General features: G+C 61.6%; 15 protein-coding genes, 2 tRNA genes and 1 pseudogene. 12 read left to right on the plus strand and 6 right to left on the minus strand.

What is annotated here, in order from left to right; all coding sequences use genetic code 11:
- Positions 1-432: 432 nt before the first annotated feature.
- The 9 genes from DXD16_RS00005 (at position 433) to DXD16_RS00045 (ending at position 8,704) form a co-directional block, all read left to right on the plus strand.
- On the plus strand, positions 433-696 hold the full coding sequence (locus tag DXD16_RS00005) for an HPr family phosphocarrier protein (protein ID WP_022094575.1): 264 nt from the start codon (positions 433-435) through the stop codon (positions 694-696).
- A gap of 133 nt (positions 697-829) precedes the next feature.
- Complete coding sequence (gene ptsP / locus DXD16_RS00010) at positions 830-2,533, plus strand: phosphoenolpyruvate--protein phosphotransferase (RefSeq protein ID WP_117654684.1); 1,704 nt, start codon at positions 830-832, stop codon at positions 2,531-2,533.
- A 74-nt stretch (positions 2,534-2,607) separates the two neighbouring features.
- Positions 2,608-3,540: a 1-phosphofructokinase family hexose kinase gene (locus tag DXD16_RS00015; protein WP_055250439.1), complete on the plus strand. Its 933-nt coding sequence runs from the start codon at positions 2,608-2,610 to the stop codon at positions 3,538-3,540.
- 183 nt (positions 3,541-3,723) lie between these two features.
- On the plus strand, positions 3,724-4,656 hold the full coding sequence (locus tag DXD16_RS00020; RefSeq protein ID WP_117564111.1) for a 1-phosphofructokinase family hexose kinase: 933 nt from the start codon (positions 3,724-3,726) through the stop codon (positions 4,654-4,656).
- A 164-nt stretch (positions 4,657-4,820) separates the two neighbouring features.
- A complete protein-coding gene (locus DXD16_RS00025; RefSeq protein ID WP_117654685.1) occupies positions 4,821-6,215 on the plus strand; it encodes a CCA tRNA nucleotidyltransferase in 1,395 nt (464 codons plus the stop codon).
- Between the two features lie 127 nt (positions 6,216-6,342).
- A tRNA-Glu gene (locus DXD16_RS00030) sits at positions 6,343-6,419 on the plus strand.
- A 22-nt stretch (positions 6,420-6,441) separates the two neighbouring features.
- A tRNA-Glu gene (locus tag DXD16_RS00035) sits at positions 6,442-6,518 on the plus strand.
- A gap of 150 nt (positions 6,519-6,668) precedes the next feature.
- Entirely contained in the window at positions 6,669-7,976 is a 1,308-nt protein-coding gene (locus tag DXD16_RS00040) for a lysylphosphatidylglycerol synthase transmembrane domain-containing protein (RefSeq protein WP_117654686.1), read from the plus strand.
- 116 nt (positions 7,977-8,092) lie between these two features.
- Positions 8,093-8,704: a TetR/AcrR family transcriptional regulator gene (locus DXD16_RS00045; protein ID WP_158551467.1), complete on the plus strand. Its 612-nt coding sequence runs from the start codon at positions 8,093-8,095 to the stop codon at positions 8,702-8,704.
- Between the two features lie 3 nt (positions 8,705-8,707).
- Here DXD16_RS00045 and DXD16_RS10425 read toward each other — a convergent pair.
- The 6 genes and pseudogenes from DXD16_RS10425 to DXD16_RS00075 all read right to left on the minus strand — a co-directional run.
- Positions 8,708-8,932: pseudogene (locus tag DXD16_RS10425) on the minus strand (DDE-type integrase/transposase/recombinase); the annotation flags it as partial.
- 29 nt (positions 8,933-8,961) lie between these two features.
- Positions 8,962-10,278: an ABC transporter ATP-binding protein gene (locus tag DXD16_RS00055; RefSeq protein WP_117654688.1), complete on the minus strand. Its 1,317-nt coding sequence runs from the start codon at positions 10,276-10,278 to the stop codon at positions 8,962-8,964.
- Entirely contained in the window at positions 10,279-11,301 is a 1,023-nt protein-coding gene (locus DXD16_RS00060) for an iron ABC transporter permease (protein WP_117654689.1), read from the minus strand.
- Positions 11,302-11,323: 22 nt separating this feature from the next.
- Positions 11,324-12,895, minus strand: a complete 1,572-nt coding sequence (locus DXD16_RS00065) for an ABC transporter substrate-binding protein (RefSeq protein WP_117654690.1) — start codon at positions 12,893-12,895, stop codon at positions 11,324-11,326.
- Positions 12,896-12,899: 4 nt separating this feature from the next.
- On the minus strand, positions 12,900-13,433 hold the full coding sequence (locus tag DXD16_RS00070) for a hypothetical protein (protein ID WP_117654691.1): 534 nt from the start codon (positions 13,431-13,433) through the stop codon (positions 12,900-12,902).
- A 144-nt stretch (positions 13,434-13,577) separates the two neighbouring features.
- Entirely contained in the window at positions 13,578-14,504 is a 927-nt protein-coding gene (locus DXD16_RS00075; protein WP_117639389.1) for a sirohydrochlorin cobaltochelatase, read from the minus strand.
- 458 nt (positions 14,505-14,962) lie between these two features.
- Here DXD16_RS00075 and cobM point away from each other — a divergent pair, with 458 nt between their 5' ends.
- From cobM to cobI, 3 genes are read left to right on the plus strand one after another with little or no spacing between them, the layout of a single operon-like run.
- The gene (gene cobM / locus DXD16_RS00080; RefSeq protein WP_089571784.1) at positions 14,963-15,754 is read left to right on the plus strand and encodes a precorrin-4 C(11)-methyltransferase; all 792 of its coding nucleotides are present in this window, start codon (positions 14,963-14,965) and stop codon (positions 15,752-15,754) included.
- 1 nt (position 15,755) lies between these two features.
- Positions 15,756-16,940 (plus strand): cobalt-precorrin-5B (C(1))-methyltransferase CbiD, encoded by a 1,185-nt coding sequence (gene cbiD, locus DXD16_RS00085; RefSeq protein WP_233502535.1) that lies wholly within the window; start codon positions 15,756-15,758, stop codon positions 16,938-16,940.
- The gene (cobI, locus tag DXD16_RS00090; protein WP_117654692.1) at positions 16,933-17,622 is read left to right on the plus strand and encodes a precorrin-2 C(20)-methyltransferase; all 690 of its coding nucleotides are present in this window, start codon (positions 16,933-16,935) and stop codon (positions 17,620-17,622) included. Before cbiD ends, cobI begins: the two co-directional genes overlap by 8 nt.
- Positions 17,623-17,663: the final 41 nt, after the last annotated feature.

Raw genomic sequence — 17,663 nt, forward strand, 5'->3', positions numbered from 1 at the left:
CAATGTTTTATGTCCTGCTCATATCGTCTCTGCCGGCAGTTTGGGACAGTCCTCAGTCCACAAGAGGGTATAGATAGGCTCCATCAACTAGATCAACCAGGCGAACAAAAAATTAGCCAGAATTCCGTTCGCACGATATTGCTCTGGACCGACCGAGTTTCCGCAGCTTGCCTGCCGGGCGGGGCGGTTAAGTTTGTCGCGAGTTCCGCACGCAAAGGAAAGCACTTAATGTGCTTTCCGTCTTGCGCAGGACTGTAGAGCAGCAAACTTAACCGCCCCGCCCGGCAGGCGAACGTACAGGAACGACATCTGTCCAACAATTCGTGCGAAACACAATGAAAAACCGTTTGATGTGAGTTAATATAAACAACGTCGTGAATCTGACTCCTGCCGCATACACGACAGGGGTTAAACACAAAAAAGGAGTCAATTATGGTTTCTGAGAAGGCTACCCTCGTCAATCCGCAGGGTCTTCACATGCGTCCGGCTGGCCTCTTCGCCTCCACCATGGGCAAGTACGCCTGCGACGTGACGGTCGTCACCCCCGAGAAGGAGGTCAACGGCAAGTCCCCGATGGCCCTCATGGCTGCTGGTATCCCCTGCGGTACCGAGGTCGAGGTCAAGTGCGACGGCGCCGACGAGGCCGAGGCTCTGGCTGCTGCCATCGAGCTCATCAAGAGCGGTCTTGGCGAGTAGAACTCAAACGGGTCGCATGTTGAACAATTAAGTTCATACTTGGGGGCGCAGTGACCTGTATCAAGGTAGCTGCGCTCTTTTGTCATGGATATGGCAAAACGCTTTATCACATGGCACGGAGAGAGGAATGGGAATGTATCAGGGAGTCAACGCATCCGAGGGCATCGGAATCGGCACCGTTATGGTCGCCGTCGATCCCGACTTGACGTTTGAACCGCACGAGGTCGCTGATTCGGCAGCAGAGAAGGAGCGCTATCAGACCGCTCTTTCGGTCTTCTGCGAGAAGACCCAGGCTCAGGCCGACCACATGAAGGAGACGGTGGGCGAGGCCGAGGCCGAGATCATGAGCGGACACATTGTCCTGGCTCAGGACCCGGGCATGACCGACGCTATCAACGCCGCCATTGACGGTGGCACCTGCGCCGAGCAGGCGCTCATGGACACCTCGACCATGTTCGAGAACATGTTCCTGTCCATGGACGACGAGATGTTCCGTCTGCGCGCGGCCGACATCGCCGACATCCGCACCGGTATTCTGGCCGAGCTGCTGGGCAAGGAGGTCGTCGACCTCTCCGTCCTGCCCGAGAACACCGTCGTTGTCGTGCACGACCTTACGCCGTCCATGACCGCCACGATCGATAAGGCCCACGTTGCCGGTATCGTCACCGAGACCGGTGGCCGCACGTCGCACTCCGCGATCATCGCGCGTGCCCTCGAGATCCCGGCCGTCCTTTCGGTTGCCAACAGCTGCACCGCACTGCGCAACGGCATGACTGTCGTCGTCGACGGTGGCAAGGGCGTTGTCGAGGCCGATCCCGACGAGGAGACGCTCGCTGCCTACACCGCCAAGGCCGAGGCCTTCGCTGCCGAGAAGGCAGCCCTCGAGGCCTTCCGCGGCAAGCCTTCTGTGACTGCCGATGGCATCAAGAAGATCATTGCCTGCAACATCGGCAACCCCGATGACGTGCCCAACGCGCTCGATCACGACGCCGAGGCTATCGGCCTGTTCCGTTCCGAGTTCCTGTTCATGGACTCTGCTGAGCTTCCTTCCGAGGAGGAGCAGTTCAACGCCTACCGTAAGGTCGCCAGCGCGCTCAAGGGCGCTCCGGTCATCATCCGCACGCTCGATGTGGGTGGCGACAAGGAGATTCCGTACCTGCACATGGTCAAGGAAGAGAACCCCTTCATGGGCTTCCGCGCCGTGCGTTACTGCCTGGCCAACCCCGACCAGTACAAGGTCCAGCTCCGCGCCCTGCTGCGCGCCAGCGCCTTCGGTGACGTCAAGATCATGATCCCGCTCGTCACCTGCGTCGAGGAAGTCTTGGCTGTCAAGGAGCTCGTCGAGCAGTGCAAGGCCGAGCTGACCGAAGAGGGTCGCAAGTTCAACGAGAACATCGAGGTTGGCATCATGGTCGAGACGCCTGCCGCCTCGCTGCTCGCTGACCGCCTGGCCGAGGTCGCCGACTTCTTCTCTATCGGCACCAACGACCTGATCGGCTACACCATGTGCGCCGACCGTGGCAACGACACCATCTCCAACCTGTACCAGGTTTACTATCCCGCCGTGCTCCGCTCGCTCAAGAACATCATCGAGAGCGGCGTGAAGGCCGGCATCATGGTCGGTATGTGCGGCGAGGCCGCTGCCGATCCGTTGCTCGAGCCGCTGCTGATCAGCTGGGGCCTGGAGGAGTTCTCGATGAGCGCTCCGTCCATCCTGCGCGCCCGCAAGACCATCAGCCAGTGGACCAAGGCCGAGTGCGACGAGCTCGCCGAGAAGGCGCTCGCCTGCAACACCGCTGCCGAGGTCAAGGCACTGCTCGAGTCCGCAGCTCGCTAATTTGGTATCAGAGGTAACCGCGTGGTTGGAATGGGCCGGCCACGCGGCCCTCACATATACAGGGGGTACTGTAAATGTTCTACACGCTAACCGCTAACCCGGCTGTCGACATGACGGTTTCGAGCTCTCCGCTCGAGCCCGATGAGAACGTCCGCACCGGCTCGGCCAGCTACACGGCTAACGGCAAGGGCCTCGACGTGTCCTTCGCCTTTAAGAAGATGGGCGTCGACACCGTCGCGCTCGGTTTCTTCGCCGGCTTCACGGGCAAGTTCATCGTCGAGGAGGTCATGAACCTGGGTTGCCTCTGCCGCCCGGTCTGGACCGACGGTATCACGCGCATCAACACCTACGTCAACGATGGCCAGCACGAGTACGGCATCCTGAACCCCGGTGCTCCGATCACGCCGCAGCATCAGGAGGAGCTCTACAACATCCTGGACACCGCGGGCGACCTTGAGTGCCTGATCGTCTCCGGCTCCGTGCCTCCCAAAGCTACGCCCGACTTCCTGGCTCAGGTCATGGAGCACGCTCAGGCCCGTGGCGCCGACGTCGTCCTGGACCTGTCCTCCGACAAGCTCAAGGAGCTCGCTCACAAGAAGCCGCTGCTCATTAAGCCGAACCATCACGAGATGAAGGCTATCTTCGGCGTGCCGGTCGACACCGACGACGAGGTCCGCGTTGCCATGAAGCTGGCTCACGAGGCCGGCGTCCAGAACGTGCTGCTCACCCGTGGTAGCCGCGGTGACGCTTACTTCTCCAACGGCGAGGACATCTGGTATGCCAAGCGTGAGTTCAACATCAAGCTTGTCTCTTCCGTCTGCGCCGGCGACTGCACCCTCGCTGCGTTCCTGCACAAGTGGTACAGGGATCGCGACAACGTCGAGGAGGCCATGAAGCTCGCTATGGCCACCGGCGCCAACGTTGCTGAGTCCGTCGGCATCGGCGACTTTGGTCACGTCGACGAGTACAGCAAGCGCGTTGCCGTTCGCAAGCTCGATCGCAAGTAAGCGAAACACGACAAACTCGTGCGCATACGGCGTCCCGGTTTCGACCGGGGCGCCGTTTTTTGTCCCACTCGAACCTCGGAGCCGCGCTTCACGCGTTCCACACCGTTCACCGAGTTGTTGTAGCCTTTTGCCGAAGCGTGGAATATACTTTCATTAACACGTTGCTTCGTGAAAGGAACATTCATGATTTACACGCTTACTGCAAATCCCGCTATTGACTACAACATCTCCTGCGATGGCTTGTCCGCCAACACCGTTACCCGCACCCGTAACGCTGTCTACACCCCCAACGGCAAGGGTCTCAACGTTTCGTTTACGCTCGACCACTACGGCGTCGACACCACGATCCTTGGATTCTTCGCCGGCTTCTCGGGCGAGTTCATCGTTAAGGGCGCCGAGGCCCTTGGCGTGCCCGTCAAGCCTGTGTGGACTGACGGTATCACGCGTGTCAACGTGTTCCTCAACGCCGGTCCCGACACCGAGTACAACATGGTTAATGCCGGTGCCGCCATTAACGAAGCCAACGAGCAAGAGATGTTTGAGCTCATCGATTCGCTTGACGACATGACCTGCCTGGTTATCAGCGGCTCGTTGCCCCCCAACACCTCCGAGGGCTTTCTGGCAGAGGTCCTGCGTCGCGTGAAGGCGAAGGGCGCCGAGTTCGTGCTCGATATCTCGAGCCATCAGCTGGCCGACCTCATTGCTATGGAGCCGTTGCTCATTAAGCCTAACGACGACGAGCTGCTCGACATCTTTGGCATTAAGGTGAGCGGTGGCGACGACGAGTCCGTCAAGGGCGCTATGGCCGAGCTTCATGCCAAGGGCGCCAAGAACGTGCTGCTGACCCTGGGTGGCGCTGGAGCGTACTTCTCCAACGGCGAGCACATCTGGTTTGCCAACCGTACCTTTGAGGTCAAGCTGCTGTCGACCGTCTGCGCCGGTGACTCTTCGCTGGCCGCCTTCCTGTCCGTGTGGCACGACGCCCCCGAGCGCGTCGAGGACGCCCTGCGCCTCTCGATGGCCACCGGCGCCAACGTGGTCGAGTGCCCTGGTCTGGGCGACTTTGCCAAGGTCGATGAGTATCAGAAGGGTATCGCCATTCGTCAGGTCTGCTAGTTCCGGCACCTTGCCTGAATAGTTCGATTATTTCGCATCCGTCTCAGACCAGGACGGATGCGTTTTTGTTTATCGGACTTGCGTGTGCAGTGGAGGCCGTTTCTTGTTAGACTTCTTGCAGACGCAATCGATAGCCAATTTGATAGTCGCAGGAGGCCATAGGCATGTGCAATGTTTCGCTCAACGGTACGAAGCCGACCGATGCCTCCATCCGTGTCCTGCGTGCGCTTGAGGCAGCCGGTCTTGAGGCTTGGTACGTGGGCGGTTGGGTACGTGATGCCCTGATGGGGCGCCCCAGCCACGATGTTGACATGTGCTGCAGCGGCCTGTGGCAGGAGTCCAAAGCGGCGCTCGAGGCGGCTGATATTGCCGTGGTTGAGTCGGGCATCAAATTTGGCGGCATCACGGCTATTTGCGATGGCGAGCGTATTGAGGTCACCACGTACCGCCTGGATGGTTTTTATACCGACGGTCGTCATCCCCAGAGCGTGGAGCGTGCGGCGTCGCTTGAGGACGATCTGGCGCGTCGTGACTTTACCGTTAACGCTATGGCCTGGCATCCCGAGCGCGGTCTTGTCGACCGCTACGATGGCCAGGGCGACCTGAAGCGTAAGCTCATCCGCGCTGTTGGAGATCCCAAGCGTCGTTTTAACGAGGACGCGCTTCGCATGCTGCGCGCGGTGCGTTTTGCCTGCCGTCTGGATTTTATGATCGAGCCTAGGACCAAACAGGCACTTGCCGAGTGCGCGCCGCTGCTCGATGCCGTGGCGCGCGAGCGCGTGGGCATTGAGCTCGAGGGCATCCTTTCGACGGGCCACGGGGGAGACGCGATGCTGCGCTACCCCGAGCTTGTTTGCGCCGCCGTGCCCGAGCTCGCGTCCGCTCGCGGGTTTGATCAGCGCAGTGTCTATCATGCGTTTAACGTCTACGAGCATATCGCCCGCGTGCTGACGGTGGCAGGGGAGCTGGCGCTGTGCGACGGCGTCGCGCCCTCGTCGAGCCTTATGTGGGCGGCGTTTTTGCACGACGTTTCCAAACCCGAGTGCTTAACGGTCGATCACGACGGCAGCGGACACTTCTATGGTCATCCCGAGCTCGGCGCCAAGAAGGCGCGCGTCATCATGGATCGCCTAGCGCTCTCGCACGATTTGGTGCGCGATGTGTGCCTGCTGATCAAATACCATGACAAGCCGCTGCGTCCCGAGCGCTCCTGCCTGCTCAATATGATGCGCGCGCTTTCGGGCGAGGGTGTCGATACGCCGCGTCTGATGGACGAGCTCATGGACCTTAAGCGTGCCGACACGCTCGGCAAGGCGCCCTCGTGCTTCTATTACGTCGAGACGATCGAGGAGATGCGTACGCTCGCCCACGATTTGCTGCAGGCGGGGGAGCCTTATACGCTCAAGATGCTTGCCATCAACGGCGGCGACCTGATTCGCGCCGGCGTCAAGCCGGGGCCGGAGCTGGGACAGCTTCTCAACGCCGCCCTCGACGCCGTGATCGAGGACAACATCCCCAACAACCGCGAAGCCCTTTTGGTTCATCTCAACTTGAATTAGCTAATTAGTTGACCTGCGCGTTCCATAACCTGTCGACAATTTTTCGGCAATTTGGAATTTCTTCTTGCGCTGATGTTTTTTGTCCCGTAATATATTTCCTCGTAGCACGGCAGTGCAGATGTCATGTGGCCCGTTCGTCTAGCGGTTTAGGACGCCGCCCTCTCAAGGCGGAGATCACCAGTTCGAATCTGGTACGGGCTACCACTTCTTTTCTGCCGAGGCCTATGGCCCGTTCGTCTAGCGGTTTAGGACGCCGCCCTCTCAAGGCGGAGATCACCAGTTCGAATCTGGTACGGGCTACCACGCATCTGATACCCGGTCTTTCCACGGAAGGCCGGGTTTTTTATTATCAAACAACTGTCTGTCATTCCCGTTTGAACAAGAGCTTTGCGTTCTGCTTATGGCCCTTACGGGTACAATAACCAAGATATTTTGACTGTTAGAAGGAGTCTCATGACGGAGTCCTCTCAGCATACGTCCAAGCCCCAGGTCGAGGTTGAGGCCTCGGGCGGCGATGACAATAAGAGCGCACGCCGCGGCGCAATCTTTATCGGCGTTGTGCTGGTGGGTTATATCGTCTATCTGGTGGTAACCGGGCAGATGGGGCAGTTCTGGGCTGCTATGTCGAGCGTCCAGGCGCCCTGGCTCGTTGTCGCGTGTCTTTGCATGTTTATGTATCTGTTCTTTGGCATTGTGGCCTATGCGATCGCCGTCTGGCTCGACCCCAATTCACCCGTCGGCATTCGCGACCTGATCTCGGTCGAGGCGAGTGGCATCTTCTTTGGCAACCTGACGCCCATGATGATGGGCTCTACGCCTGCCCAGATCTACCGCCTGACCAAAGCGGGCCAAAACGTGGGCGAAGCGGGTGCCACGCAGTTCACCCGATTTATTGTGTATCAGTTTGGCCTCGTTGCCTGGGGCGCTATCCTATTGCTTGCTCGCATGCCGTTTTTTGCCGAGCGCTATGGCGACATGACGCTGCTGTGCGTCTTTAGTTTTGGCGGTCACTGCTGCATCCTGCTCGGCATCTTCGCCGTCGCGCTCATGCCTAAGACCGTCACGCGCGTCGCCCATTGCATCATCAATTGGCTCGAGCGCATAGGTGTCTCGGCCACTAAGATCGATGGATGGCGCTCGTTTGTCGATGGCGAGATCTACTCCTTCTCCGAGAAGTTCAAGCTTTCGGCCGGACATTTTTCTTCCATGCTGCTCACCGTGTTTATCACCATGCTGCAGCTCGCGTTTTTCTATCTGGTGCCGTATTTTCTGATGCTCGCCTTTGGCCACCACGAGGTCGACTTTTTCTCGGTCATGGCCGCGAGCGCCTTTGTCCAGCTGCTGAGCTCTGCGGTTCCCTTGCCCGGTGGAACTGGTGGCGCTGAGGGCGGCTTTGCTTTGTTCTTGGGTCATTTCTTTGGGTCGGCTTCGACCGCCGGCTATCTGCTGTGGCGTCTCATTACGTTTATCGCGCCGACCATTTTGGCTGCGCCCCTGCTGGGCCTTAAGAGCGCCCACAACGAGAGCATCCATGCGCGCTGGGATCGCGTGATGCGCAAGCTCGGCCGTACGCCTCAGACGCCCTCTGCGCCCACTAAGCCGCACCCCACGAATGCTGTTACCGTTGATCCCAGGAAGCACGCTCAGAAGGCTTCTGGGACCGCTAAGCCGGCTCATAAAGCCTATGTGCGCCAGACGGGCGACGGTATCCGCGTATCTCCGTCGGCGCTCAATAAGAAGAAGCACCCTAAGTCGCGGTAGGGCAGTCGTGCGTTCTTCATGATGCGGGGCATATTTGAGCTGTATGGGGGATAATCCTCTTACGTAGATTATCTCTCATCTGTTGATGAATGCTCACATTCCGAAGGGACACGTCCATGGACACCAGCAAACCGCGCCTCGACCGCCGCATCGTTCGCAGCCGCAATGCCATCCTTTCTGCGTTTGAGCGCCTGCTGATGGATAAACCGCTTGCCGATATTACCGTGAGTGCCATCGCGCGTGAGGCAAATGTCGATCGCAAGACCTTCTACGTGCACTTTGGCACGGTCGACGGCCTGCTCGATGCCATCGCCGCCGATGTGGTCGAGATGATCGTCGACTCGGTCGAAAAGACGCTTTCCACTATGGGCAGTGACCCCAACGAGCGCGCCCTTGGAGCGGCGGCTACCTTCTTTAAGACCATCAACGAGGCACTTTGCAATAACCTCGTGCTCAATCGTCAGCTGATCGAGAACATTCCGCTCGATGATTTTATGGCTCGTCTTCGTGCGCCGCTCGAGCACGAGATTGCCGAGCGCGATCTGCTGCCCCACGGTCTCAAGGACGAGATGTTCGACTACTATCTGGCGTTTTTGCTGTCGGGTATTATCGGAATCTATCGCACATGGGCGCTGTCTGACGGCTCGGTTCCTATCGAGCGCGTCTCGGAGGTCGCCAACGACCTGACTCTCAATGGCCTGTCGAGTCTGGAATCTCGCTTGGATTAGGCGCAGGCTCGAGTTCGCGAGGCGCTTGTCGGGGTGCAGCCCGATCGACCAGGCGACGAGCATCCCGCCGAAGCAGTCGATGACCGGGCTCAGGTAGACCTTCTCGCCGCCCGGGAGCCTGAACTCGGTGATGTCGGTGAGCCACAGCAGGTTGGGCTCGTCGGCGTGGAAATTCTTGTTTACGAGGTTTTCCGGCGCCTTGTAGACCTCGCCGGCGTAGGAGCTGTAGCCTGAGGATCCTTAAAAGAAAGTCCAGTTTATCCTTTCCACCCCAATTGGGAATCCTCCGATGCGCCTTCGCACGCTCGCATGACCTCGATACCGTGCGAGCGTGCGAACTCGACGAGCTCTGCGTTGCGGGCGTTTATGGTGCCGAAGGCGGCGGGACACACGATAAGGCGCGCGCAGTGGACGAGGAGCTCTTTGGCGCGGGCTATGGTTCTATCCCCGATCGGCTCGAAGGCGCGCTCGGCCACGCATTCCGCCGCCAGGTCGCGCGCGAGCTCGCAGTCGATGTCCCCTTCGTGCAGAACGCCCGTGTAGAACGCCTTGCCCTGCCGGATGAGCTGGCGAAACACAGCCGACCCCGTACCTGCGCCGGCGATGACGAACGTGTGCGCATCGCCGTGCGGGTGTCCAATTTCCACGCTGCCGAAGCGCTCGTTGAAGGTGCCATGCTGAAGGCCGTAGAGCTCGCCAATCGTCTCGCGCGTGAATATGTCCTCAGGTACGCCGGCGCGGAAGACCCGGCCGTCCTTCACGCAAATCACCTTGTCGGCGCTTTTCTGCGCGAGCTCGAGTTCGTGGATGGACATGATGACAGCCACATTCCGCGATTTCGCAAGGTGGCGAAGTATTCGCAGCAGGTCGATCTGGTAGCGGATATCGAGATACGACGTGGGCTCGTCGAGCACGAGCACACGCGGATCCTGCGCGATGGCGCGTGCGAGCATGACGCGCTGGCGTTGCCCGTCGCTTATCTGCATGAAGTCGCGCTCGGCGAGCTCTTCCACATGTGCGGTTTTCATGGCCTCGCCGACCCGACTATGGTCGTCGGGCGAGAGTGTGCCCATTCGTCCGGTGTAGGGATGCCTTCCCGCCTCTACGATATCGCGGCAGGTGAGGAGCTCGGTCCGGGGGCGATCTGTCAGCATAACGGCAAGGTTCCTTGCGAACTCCGCCGTCTTCCATCGGGAAATCTCCCGCCCGTCGAGCTCGACCGCGCCGGCAAGCGGTGCCAGATGGCGTGTGATGGTTTTCAAGATGGTCGACTTGCCCGAGCCGTTCGGCCCGATGAGTGCCACGACGTCGCCCGCGCGAACCTCCAGATCGACGCCTTCTACTACGACCTTCTTGTCGTAGCCCGCCGACAGGTCGCTTATGCGGAAAAGCGGCGCTCCGTCAGCCTGCGTTTCGACCGGAGTTTCGAGGTTCGGCTCCGCTCGGAGGAGGCGTTCCGCGCGCAGTTCCGCACGAGCCGAAAGTGCCTTCTGGCGCTTTCGTGCGAGCTCAGGACTGTCTAAGCATAGAATGTCGCCTCCGAGCGTTTTGGGCCGCGGCACGAATTCCCCCATCTACCTCACCCGCTTCTTCAACATGAGCGCGATAACCACCGGAGCGCCGAAGATGGCGGTGACGGCGCTGATGGAAAGCTCGACGGGAGAGAACAGCGTGCGCGCGATCAAATCGCAGCCCGCGCAGAAGATGGCGCCTCCCAAGAAGCACGCAGGAATCACGCGGATGGGCTTCGACGACTTTAGCGCCGACTTCACGAGATGCGGAACCGCGATGCCTACGAACGACACCGGACCAGCGAACGCGGTCACGCAGGCGGAGAGCATGCTCGCTAGAAGGACGAGCACCACGCGGAAGCGTTCGACGTTCACGCCGGCGCTTTTCGCGTAGGCTTCTCCCAGCTGGAAGGCGGAAAGGGGCTTCGATATCGCGAATACGCATGCGCTCACGGTGATCACCACGACCGCGATGACCGCGATGTCGTCCCAGCTCGAACCCGAGAAGCTACCCAAAGACCAGTTGTGCAGGTTCACGATGGACTGGTCGTCGGCGAAGGCGATGAGGAAGTTCGTCGCCGCCGAGCAGATGTATCCCACCATGACGCCCGCCACGATGAGCATGGCCATGGAACTTATGCGCCGTGCGATGAGGAGCACGAAGCCGATGGTGATAAGGGAGCCCAGAAACGCTGCGGCCACCATGGCCGGCGAGGACATGGCCTGGTTCGCGCCTAGAAGTACGATCATCGTAAGCGCGACGATGAACTTTGCGCCCGAGGAGACGCCCAAGATGAACGGGTCGGCGATGGGGTTGTTGAAAAACGTCTGCAGCAGGAACCCGGAGAGCGAAAGTGCCCCGCCGAGAAGCACGGCTGAAAGCACGCGCGGCAGGCGAATCTCCCAGATGACCTGGCTTTCCATGGAATTGGCCGCGCCGCCTGAAAGGATGCCGGGGATGTGGTCTGCGGGCACGAGCACGCTCCCGATGCACAGGTTGGCCCCGACGAGCACGATGAGGGCAACAGCGAGCAGCGTCGTCACGGCGCGATACCGCGCGGCGCGCCCCGATTCGTCGTATGCCATGGAAAACCGGCTTCTCATGGCGCTAACCGAGCTTCCTCAGATAATGGAAGTCGCTCGCGTCATCGCCGGTGAACGCCCCGTGCAGCTCGTCGATAATGTCGGCGGTAGAAGTCATCTGCTGGTACATGTCGGTGCTTGTGACCCAGACGTTGCCGTTCTTCACGGCTTTGAACTGCGACAATAGCGCGTTTTTGCCTACGAAGTCGTTCAAGGTGGCAACCGATTCGTCGATGGTGCCGTTGTAGACGATGAGGTCGGCATCCTTCGCCGTCGCGTAGAAGCGCTCCATTTCGAGCGTTACTGACGAACCTGACGTCGACGCCGTCTGCGCGTCATCGAGCGCATAGCTGCCGCCTGCAAGCTCGATCATCTGCGCCACGTAGTCGCCCGCCCGCCGCGTGACGGCGGCCCCGTTCGAGTTAATGTAGAAATACGCCACGGTTTTACCTGACGACGCGAGCCTCGACGTTTGCTCGACGCGGGCCTTCTGCTCGTTGAACAGGTGCGCGGCCTCGTCTTCCTTGTCGAATAGGACGCCGAAAAGCTTAATCCACTCGACGCGCCCGAGTGCTTCGGGCTCGCTCGACGACTGTTCGGTGAGCACGACGAGCCCGAGCTTCTGCAGCTTTTCCTTCACATCGGGCGTGTGGTTGATCATGGTGTTCTCGATGGCGAGCGTGCAGCCCGAGGCCGATATTCGCTCGTAGTCGGGCGCGCTGTACTTGCCGCCGTAGGCGATCGCCCCACTTTCGAGTGCGCTTTTGAAGCCCGCGACCGAGCAATCGTCGGCCTTCGTGCCCGACATGATGATATTGTCGTTCGCATCGAGCGCGTCGACCAGGCACATCGTCGCCGACGACACGAGGTACACCTTGTCGGCAGGGCGCCTTATGACCGCGATGTCGGAGCTCAACCCATCAGGTACCTTCGCATCTTGCGGCACCACGAGGAAACGTTCCCCATTCGAAACGCAGATAAGCCGCAGACCGCCTTCGAACTCGTCGACAGTGAAGTGCTCGGCGTATTCAAGCTGAAGCGCCCCTGTTGGCTCCCAGCCACAGCCCAAATCGGCGTTGTGGAAGTCGGCTGCGGCGCTTGAAGCCGTTCCCGCAGGGGAGCCGCCGCTTGCTTCGTCGCCCGATTTCTTCTTCATGGTGGATGAGTCGAAGTGGATCGCGTAGTCGATGGTGTGCGGCGTCGACATGGCGACGGTCTCGGCCGACACGGCGATGTCCTCGTCGAGCGTGACGGGTATCTCGAACGTGGAGTTGCCGCCGTCGTTTACGGGCGCGTAGTCCACGCCGTCGACGGTCATCTTGTCGTAGTTCGAACTCGACCAGGTGATGGTCGCGGTGTAGGTGTCGCCATCCTTCACAATTGTGGTGGGTGAGGCGATGCTTGCGCGCCCTGACCCGCCGGAAAGCGAGACATTCACAGTGTATTCCTGAGAGCCCGCCGTGCCACCGGTCGTGTTCGGGCTCGCACTGCACCCCGCGAAGGAAAGCGCGAGCAGGGCGACGAGAACGCAGACGATCGCGCGCGCCGCGATGCTGCGGCGCTTCCTGTTTTCCCCCTTGGGAAGAATCGACCGCATGGCGTTACTTCAGTGCGTCGGCGCGCAGATCGACGCCGGCGGATTCGAACACAAGCGTGCGGTCGTACCACTGCTCTTTTCTAATACTCCACGCGGCACAGGCGGTGTCCTCGTCGAGCGCATCAACGGGCACGTCGTAGGTGTACTTGCCTTCCGCGTTTTCCACATAGGGGATGAAGTCGGCCTCGCTCGCGGCGGCAGCCTCGTCGCCCGTGCCCATGAAGAGCTTGCCGTAGCCCGTGCCGGAAAGCGTCATCACGCAGTGCATGGAGCCGTTTTCCACGATGAGCTGGGCGTCCACAATCCTGAACATGTTCGAGCTGGAATCGACGGTGATCGGATAGGTGCCGTCGGCCACCTTGTCGGCGGTAATGGGGGCAGCGCTTGCGCCCTCGGGCGCATCGGCCGCCTGTTCGGTCTTTTCCTGGGAATCGGCATCGCTTGCCTTTGCGCTGTCGATTGAATTTCCGCCGCAGCCGGCGAGCGAGAACGCGAAAAGCGCCGCCGACAGGGCGAAGACGAGGGTTTTCTTCAACATGGAGGGGTTCCTTTCAATCGCTTCGACCGCCCGCGCCGTGCGGTGGGCGGGCGGGATGCGAATGCAACGGGCATGCGTCGTCGTCGGGGAAAGGCGCATGCCCGTTGCACGGGGACGCGACCGGCGCTCCCGTGCGCGGCGAGTTTACAGCTTGGCGATGGCGTCGTCCACGTGCGAGACGTAGATGTCGTCGACCGCGACGTTCTGTCCCAGACCCTGGAGCAGGCACGTCACTTCGAAGCCGGCGGCCACGAACTTCGCAGCCCAGCTGTCGGGGTCGGTCTCGTCTGCCATGTCGTTGTTCGCGTGGTCGCCCGCGACCACCATGAACGGCGCGAGCACGGCCTTCTTGTAGCCTGCGGCGCTCGCGGCGGCGATAACATCCTCGCAGGTCGGTTCAGCCTCGACGGTGCCGACGAAGAACTGCGTCAAGCCCTCGTTCTTGAACACTTCCTGCATCTTGGCATAGTCGGCGTTGGAATCGGCTTCGGTGCCGTGGCCCATGAGGCACAGCGCCGTCTTGCCGTCGTCGAAGGACGCCATGTTCTCCTTAATGGCTGCGGCCACCTTCTTGTAGTCATCGTCGGAGGTGAGCAGCGGGTCGCCGAGCGAGATTTTGTCGAACTTGTCGGCGTACTTGTCGAGCTCGTCTTTCACGTCGGTGTATTCCAGGCCACCCATGAGATGCGTCGGCTGCACGACGATTTCCTTCACGCCGTCTTTCACGCAGCGGTCGAGCGCCTCGGTCATGTTGTCGATCGTGATGCCGTCGCGCTTCTTCAGCTTGTCGATGATGATCTGCGCGGTGAAGGCGCGGCGGATGTCGTAGTCCTGCCAGTACTTCTCGCGGATAGCGTCTTCGATGGCGCCGATGGTGATGTGGCGCGAGTCGTTGTAGCTCGTGCCGAAGCTCGTGACGAGGATGACCGGCTTCACGGCCTTCTCCTTTTCGCTCGATTTCTCGGAACTTGCGGAGGTGCTGGAGCAGCCCGCGAGCGTGATTCCGGCGAGCGCGACGGCTCCGGTTGCTGCGGCGCCCATGAAGCTGCGGCGTGACATCTGGTCGGACATGGTTTTTCCTTTCCTCGGTTTGCCGGTCCCCCGGCGACAGTTGCTTGTCGGCACAAGCGAAAGAAAAGCGCACCCCTCGGGGTTCACAAGGAGCTAACGCCACGGCGATGCCGTGAGGAAAAGGCGAAGCAGTCTGGCTTGGGGCGCGAGGCGGTTCGCCCGCGCGTCCTATACAGTAATGTCCCTTGCCCAGGATTCCCACCTGGTTCCCTCCGCAAGCCAGCGCGGGCTGTGCGGACGCCGCGCCGGTCATTTCCTTTTATCCGATTGTCATATGCTCGTTGCCGAATCTTTTACTATGATAGTGGGCACTTGTGAACGTGTCAAAGCCAGGGCGGGCGGCATTGCGCCTCCTGCCTGCGTATTTGCGCCGATTGCCGCTTCGGGCGCCGTGTTTTGCCCGCTGCGCGAATGGCGGCGTAAACGGTTGCGATGAGAAACGGGAAGGGAAGGCTCGGATGATTCATATCGTTGGCGCAGGCTCGGGCGCCGCCGACCTTATCACGCTGCGCGGGGCTCGTCTTCTGCGCGCGGCCGACGTGGTCGTTTGGGCGGGGAGCCTTGTGAACCCCGAGCTGCTCGCCGAGTGCAAGGAATCCTGCGTCGTCTACGACAGCGCGCACATGACCTTGGAGGAAGTGCTCGACGTGATGTGCGCGGCAGATGCGCGGGGCGAGGAAGTGGTGCGCCTGCACACGGGCGACCCGTGCCTGTACGGCGCCATCCAGGAGCAGATGGACGCGCTCGACGCGCGCGGCGTGGACTACGAGGTGGTGCCCGGCGTGTCGAGCTTTTGCGGTGCCGCGGCGGCGCTTCGCCAGGAATACACGCTGCCGGGAATCAGCCAGTCGGTCGTGATCACGCGGCTTTCCGGGCGCACCCCCATGCCTGCGGGCGAGGGCATGCGCACCATGGCGGAAAGCGGCTCGACTATGGTCATCTTCCTGAGCTCGGGTATGCTCGCCGAGCTTTCCGCCGAGCTTTTGGCCGCAGGCCGCAGCTCCGACGAGCCGGCGGCGCTCGTGTACAAGGCGACCTGGCCTGAGGAGCGCGTGGTGCGATGCACAGTGGGCACGCTCGCCGATGCGGGCGCGCGAGAGGGCATCGACCGCACGGCGCTCGTGGTGGTGGGCCGCGTGCTCGGAGCTCGCGGCGGGCTTGCGCACAACGGCGCGCAAGCGGAGTCGTACGAGCGCAGCAAGCTTTACGACCCTTCGTTTGCCACTGGGTATCGGAAGGCGAGCAGCTAGCGTGGCCTTCGATCATTACATATATACCGGGACGACCCGCCTGCGCTGCGGCTACACCACGGGGAGCTGTGCCGCGCTCGCGGCGAAGGCGGCCTGCGAGATGCTCTTGTCACGAAAGCCCGTCGGCCGCGTGTCGATCGTCACCCCCGGCGGGCTGCCCGTCGAGGCGAACGTGGTCGACGTATGTATCGGCGAGGGGTGCGCCCAGTGCGCCGTGCGAAAGGACGCAGGCGACGATGCCGATGTGACCGACGGCGTGCTCGTGTACGCGCGCGTGGAACATGCGGGGTCGGGCACGGGCGCTGCGGGCAGCAAGGGCGTGCCCGCGCGCGAATCGGAAGTTTCCGTCGATGGCGGCGTGGGCGTGGGGCGCGTGACGTTGCCCGGGCTCGAGCAGCCGGTGGGGGCGGCCGCCATCAACGCGACGCCGCGCGCGATGATCACTTCGGCGGTGCGCGAGGTGTGCGCCGCGCACGGCTTTTCTGGAAATATCGCTGTGACGATTTCGGTACCCGAGGGTGTTGCCCTTGCCGAAAAGACCTTCAACCCGCACCTGGGGATAGAGGACGGCATTTCCATCCTGGGCACGACGGGCATCGTCGAGCCGCGCAGCCTTGCTGCCTTGCGCGACAGCATCGAGCTCGAGATCCGGCAGCATGCGGCTATGGGGCGGCGCGGAGTCGTGCTCACGCCCGGCAACTACGGCGCGCAGTTCATCTCGGGGCATTTCCACCTAAACGGTGCGCCGGTGGTCTTCATCTCCAACTTCGTGGGCGATGCGATTGATTGCTGCGTTCGCGAGGGATTTATCAATGTCCTTCTTGTGGGACACATCGGCAAGCTGGTGAAGGTCGCGGGCGGCATCATGGACACCCATTCGCGTACCGCCGACTGCCGCGCGGAGATTCTGGCCGCTCACGCGGCCTTGGCCGGCGCGGGCACGAAGACCGTGCGCGATATCATGTCGTCGGTCACGACCACGGCGGCGCTCGAGGTAATCGAGGCCGCCGGTGTGGGGGACGCTGCGTGCGCCTCGCTCGCTGTGGCAATCGAGGACAGGTTGCGCCGCCGCGCGGCGGGCGGATGCGACATCGCCGCGGTCGTGTTCGACGCCGAGCGCCGCGAGCTTTTCCGCACGTCGGGCGCCGATGCAGTTATCGGGGAATTGGGGGCGACGTATGAGTAAAGGCGTGCTGTACGGGGTGGGCACGGGGCCTGGCGACCCCGAGCTGCTCACGATCAAGGCCGTCCGCACAATCGAATCGTGTCCGGTCATCGCCGCACCGCAGACGGCGGACGGAGCCATGGTCGCGCTCGACATCGTGCGCGGCGCCGTCGACCTTACAGGCAAGACGGTGATTCCCGTGCGATTCTCGATGACGCGCGACGTTGAGCGCCGCGCGGCCGAGCATGCCTCGCTTGTTCGCGAGCTTGTCGCGCACCTGGATGCGGTCCGCGACGTCGCGCTGCTGAACCTGGGGGATCCGAGCATCTACGCCACCTTCCAGCGCATCGCGCCCGACGTGCGCGCCCGCGGGTTCGAGGCGCGCGCCATTCCCGGCGTGCCGAGCTTCTGCGCGGTCGCCGCGGCGCTCGAGCGCGACCTCACGCCCGAGATGTCGTCGCCTCTGCACATCGTGCCCGGCGGCTACGACGACGTGCGCCGCGCAATCGGCTGGCCGGGGACGAAGGTGGTCATGAAGGCGCGCCGCTCGCTTGCGGACACGAAGTGCATCCTTCGCGAGGAGGGCGCCTTCGACGGTGCCGAGCTCGTAGAGGACTGTGGGCTTCCGGGCGAGCGCGTGTACCGCTCGGTCGACGATGTGCCCGATCGGGGCAGCTACTTCTCGACGATGGTGGTGCGCTAGATGAGGGTTTCCTGCATAGCGTTCACTGAGAGGGGGTATGC

The organism is Collinsella sp. TF11-5AC, from assembly GCF_003436775.1.
GTDB lineage: Bacteria > Actinomycetota > Coriobacteriia > Coriobacteriales > Coriobacteriaceae > Collinsella.